At 41.8% G+C, this 3,482-nt stretch carries 4 protein-coding genes; 3 read left to right on the top strand and 1 reads right to left on the bottom strand.

Features of this window, described 5'->3' with window-relative positions; translation table 11 throughout:
* Nucleotides 1-337: 337 nt before the first annotated feature.
* A complete protein-coding gene (locus ACFFAP_RS37190; RefSeq protein ID WP_375515903.1) occupies nucleotides 338-1,624 on the bottom strand; it encodes a CCA tRNA nucleotidyltransferase in 1,287 nt (428 codons plus the stop codon).
* A 282-nt stretch (nucleotides 1,625-1,906) separates the two neighbouring features.
* Between ACFFAP_RS37190 and ACFFAP_RS37185 the strand changes: the two genes are divergently transcribed.
* The 3 genes from ACFFAP_RS37185 to tsaB all read left to right on the top strand — a co-directional run bounded on the left by ACFFAP_RS37185 (nucleotide 1,907) and on the right by tsaB (nucleotide 3,212).
* The gene (locus ACFFAP_RS37185) at nucleotides 1,907-2,155 is read left to right on the top strand and encodes a Ycf34 family protein (protein WP_190893341.1); all 249 of its coding nucleotides are present in this window, start codon (nucleotides 1,907-1,909) and stop codon (nucleotides 2,153-2,155) included.
* A 101-nt stretch (nucleotides 2,156-2,256) separates the two neighbouring features.
* Nucleotides 2,257-2,439: a hypothetical protein gene (locus ACFFAP_RS37180; RefSeq protein WP_375515902.1), complete on the top strand. Its 183-nt coding sequence runs from the start codon at nucleotides 2,257-2,259 to the stop codon at nucleotides 2,437-2,439.
* A 113-nt stretch (nucleotides 2,440-2,552) separates the two neighbouring features.
* Entirely contained in the window at nucleotides 2,553-3,212 is a 660-nt protein-coding gene (gene tsaB, locus ACFFAP_RS37175) for a tRNA (adenosine(37)-N6)-threonylcarbamoyltransferase complex dimerization subunit type 1 TsaB (RefSeq protein WP_375515901.1), read from the top strand.
* Nucleotides 3,213-3,482: the final 270 nt, after the last annotated feature.

Raw genomic sequence — 3,482 nt, 5'->3', positions numbered from 1 at the left:
CTTTTACTTCTTCAAAAGCAGCTTTTAATTTCGCATTTTAGTGTTTTCCACAAACGAAAGCAGCTTTTGCTTTCTCATTTTAGTGTTTTCCGCAAGCAAAAGCAGCTTTTGCTTTCTTAAACCCCAGTTTGCTTACTCATTAGAGTAATTTACGCATTCATTTTGGTATAAGCTGTTATGCAAATAAACATTGCACATCCACTAGTGAGGTTGTCTTTTGTCATTTGTCCTTTGTCCTTGGTAAACACAAATGACTAATACTTCGACTACGCTCAGTACAAGTAACTAATGACGGTCTACACGGAAAATAGTGCAATATGTAGGCGCGTTAGCTTATCTAACCTTCAAGTAATTGACGTGCATAAGCGATCGCTTCTATTGTTGTTGAAACTTTCCCCTCAGCTTGTGCTACGCCAATTTCTCTCAACAGTTGCCCGATGATTGGCGAAGCTGGAATATCTAATGTTATAATCAGCTCCTTCCCGCTCACTAGTGGAGTAGGATGAGCGACCAGATCATCAGGGTTCAGGTAGCGGTTGATCAAAGGTGTCCAAAGAAGGCAGCGTTTTACTTTGGTTTCCATTGCTGTGTGTAGTGGCTTGTCACCAGACATCGCCTCTACCAAAATATCAAGTGCTACAGCTAAGACTGTCATCGCGGGAAACACAATATCTGCGTCATGAAAGAAAAAGTATTGTTCTCGCAAAGACATATCGACTACTTGAAGCTGTGGTAACAGTTTTAAAGCAGTGGTTACACCCCGGATTTCGGCACGACTATAAGTTAGTTCCTGTAGTTCTATTTCTGCTAACTCTGGAACTGGGTTGACAAGACAAGCAAGTTTGGCAATACTTAACCAAGTGGTTTTGATACTATCGCGGACATATTCTTGCAGTTGTGCCCCTAATTGTTGCCAATTTTGGGTGAGTAAGGCGGCGGCTTCGTCAACTGCTGCTAATTTTATCAAGCTTTCACGGGTGGCGTTTTTGAAGAAAGGGGCAAGTAAACCATCTTCCCAAGCACTTGTGATCCAAGGAGTAGCCTGAGAATTGCTGAGTAGATAGCCAATTTCTACCCTAACTCGTTCGGCTGCAACTTTGCTGATATGTGATGCCAAAGAACGAATTGCGGCTTGAGTAGCTGGCTCAATAGTAAAACCTAATTGAGAGGCTTGGCGATAACCTCGCATTAACCGTAAAGGGTCATCTTCTAGGTTCGCGGGTGATACCATTCGCAAAATGCCCTGTTGTAAGTCTACATGACCTTGCAGAGGATCGATGATTTCTTGCGTATGGGGATTATAAGCGATCGCATTTACTGTAAAATCCCGTCTGTGCAAATCAACTTCTATACTATCTCCTTCCTGCTGGGCAAAGTCAGCCGTAGCGTGGGGAAAAACCACACGCGCAATTTGTCGTTCTGCATCGAGTAACACAAAACCAGCTTTGTAATGATGAGCGATCGCTCTTGCTACCTTTACCGCCTTAGATGGTATAACAAAATCTAGATCCAGATATCCGCGAGTTCTGCCAAGAATCGCATCTCGGACAGCCCCCCCTACCATGTAAGCTGGTTGTGGCAGGAATTCCAAGCTGAAAGGCCAATTTTCGGGAGCTAATACCATTTTGGATTTTAGATTTTAGATTTTAGATTATGTACTCCTACGGTGAAGCAAACTACGAGTAGCATCTTGTAGAGAAAGAGTAGAGGCTACGCTGTCAGTGGCGGGTCTGAATCCCCCACGCTATTGATTTTGACCGAACGCAAACTTTCCTTGCTTTGCTCCTAAATTCAGAATAGCTGAATTCTTCTTCAAGCATTGTAATAAAAATCAACCCAGCAACTCATGAATAACAGTTGGGCTTACGTTAAATTAACAATAAAGGCCCCTGGAGTTGGTTCTATTATGTGTATTTGCGTGAATTGCCACTATGTAGACCGATGTGTTACCTATCATGCTGTGGAAGGACAGCACCAACAGCCTCACTTGACTGAAACACCAAATTTTGATCCGAATGAACCTTCTATCAATGTCAACATTCGGACTAAAGAGGATGTGATTGAAATGGAATGGGATGTTGTTGGTTGTCTAAGCTTTAAGCGAGAAACGGGTAAGTGGTCGAAATTACGTCCGGGTGAATTAGTGCCGACTTGATAGAAAATGATTGGTGTATCTTACAGCTATTTTCAGGTAAATAGACCACGCGGTAAGGGCGCAGCAATGCTGTGCCCTTACGATAGATGTGGTTCAAATACATGATTTCTGCTGTAATGAGATTTTGTCCTTCAACGATCGCGAATTCATGGTATAGGGAGGAAATGTCAGGAAAGCGATCGCTATTAGAGAGTGAACAGCAAGCGAACATTTGCGATCGCCTACGGCGGGCGCTGGCTCCATCGCGTTCTGATTTTGTTGAAACAGGAAAATGTTTGCCCTGAGACTACTGTTCAAAGCAGAATCAAAGAAATGTAGTCTATTTAATTAAGAACTGCTATGTTATATGCTTGAATAATTCATGTTAACTTTCTAAAAATAGCTATTTTAAATAACTTTGACAACGGAACTAGACGACCTTGCAATAAATAAATACGCTTTAGCACTACATACCACCACACCAGAATTAGGTTTGGGAATTAGTAATTTTGCAGGCGATACTCGCTCTCAAGTTTGGAATTTGGGGCGTGATTTATCTAGCTTAGTGCATCAATATTTAATTGAATTTATAAAACCGCAAACTTGGGCAGATTTTTCCTTTATCGCAGTTGCAAAAGGCCCTGGCGGCTTTACCGGGACTCGAATTGGCGTTGTCACTGCTCGAACTTTAGGGCAACAGTTAGATATTCCTGTATTTGCGATTTCAACTTTGGCTGCGGTAGCTTGGACAGAAGCAGGCAAAAGTGAAAATCCAAAAACTATTGCTGTGGAAATGCCAGCACAACGAGGTCAAATTTTTGCTGCTATTTATCAGTTTGAGCCTGATGTTTCTCAAATAAAAGTGTGTTTGCCAGATAGAGTATTCTCTCCAGTTGCATGGCAGGAAACTTTAGCGAATTGGAACACTAATTATCAGTTGATTCAAGCTCAATCTGGGTTAGCAGCGACGGTGACAAGTATTTTAGAACTAGCTAATCTCGATTGGCAAGAGGGCAAATTTCCTAATTGGTCAGAGGCTTTGCCCTATTATGGGCAGCATCCAGTACAGGGTGCGTAATGCTTCTAAACTAGTTATAAACATAAGACTAGAGCGATTTAAAAGTAATTTATTTAACCGTAGAGTCGTCGATAACACAGAGAAAAGAAGTTAAAGAAGAATTTATAGACTAAAATTTTCACCCACCTTGAAAGGGCTAGTCCTAAAACATTAATAGCAGAGGGGGAGTGGTAGAGGTGAAACGTGAGTGTTATAGCAACGGACAAGGAGGTTAGGACATTAACTGATGATAAAACCTATATACAAACAGACTTTCAACCCAGTCCCCAG

It is taken from the genome of uncultured Nostoc sp., assembly GCF_964245575.1.
In the GTDB taxonomy this organism is placed as follows: Bacteria; Cyanobacteriota; Cyanobacteriia; order Cyanobacteriales; family Nostocaceae; genus Nostoc.
This window is presented reverse-complemented; position numbering and strand designations above follow the sequence as displayed.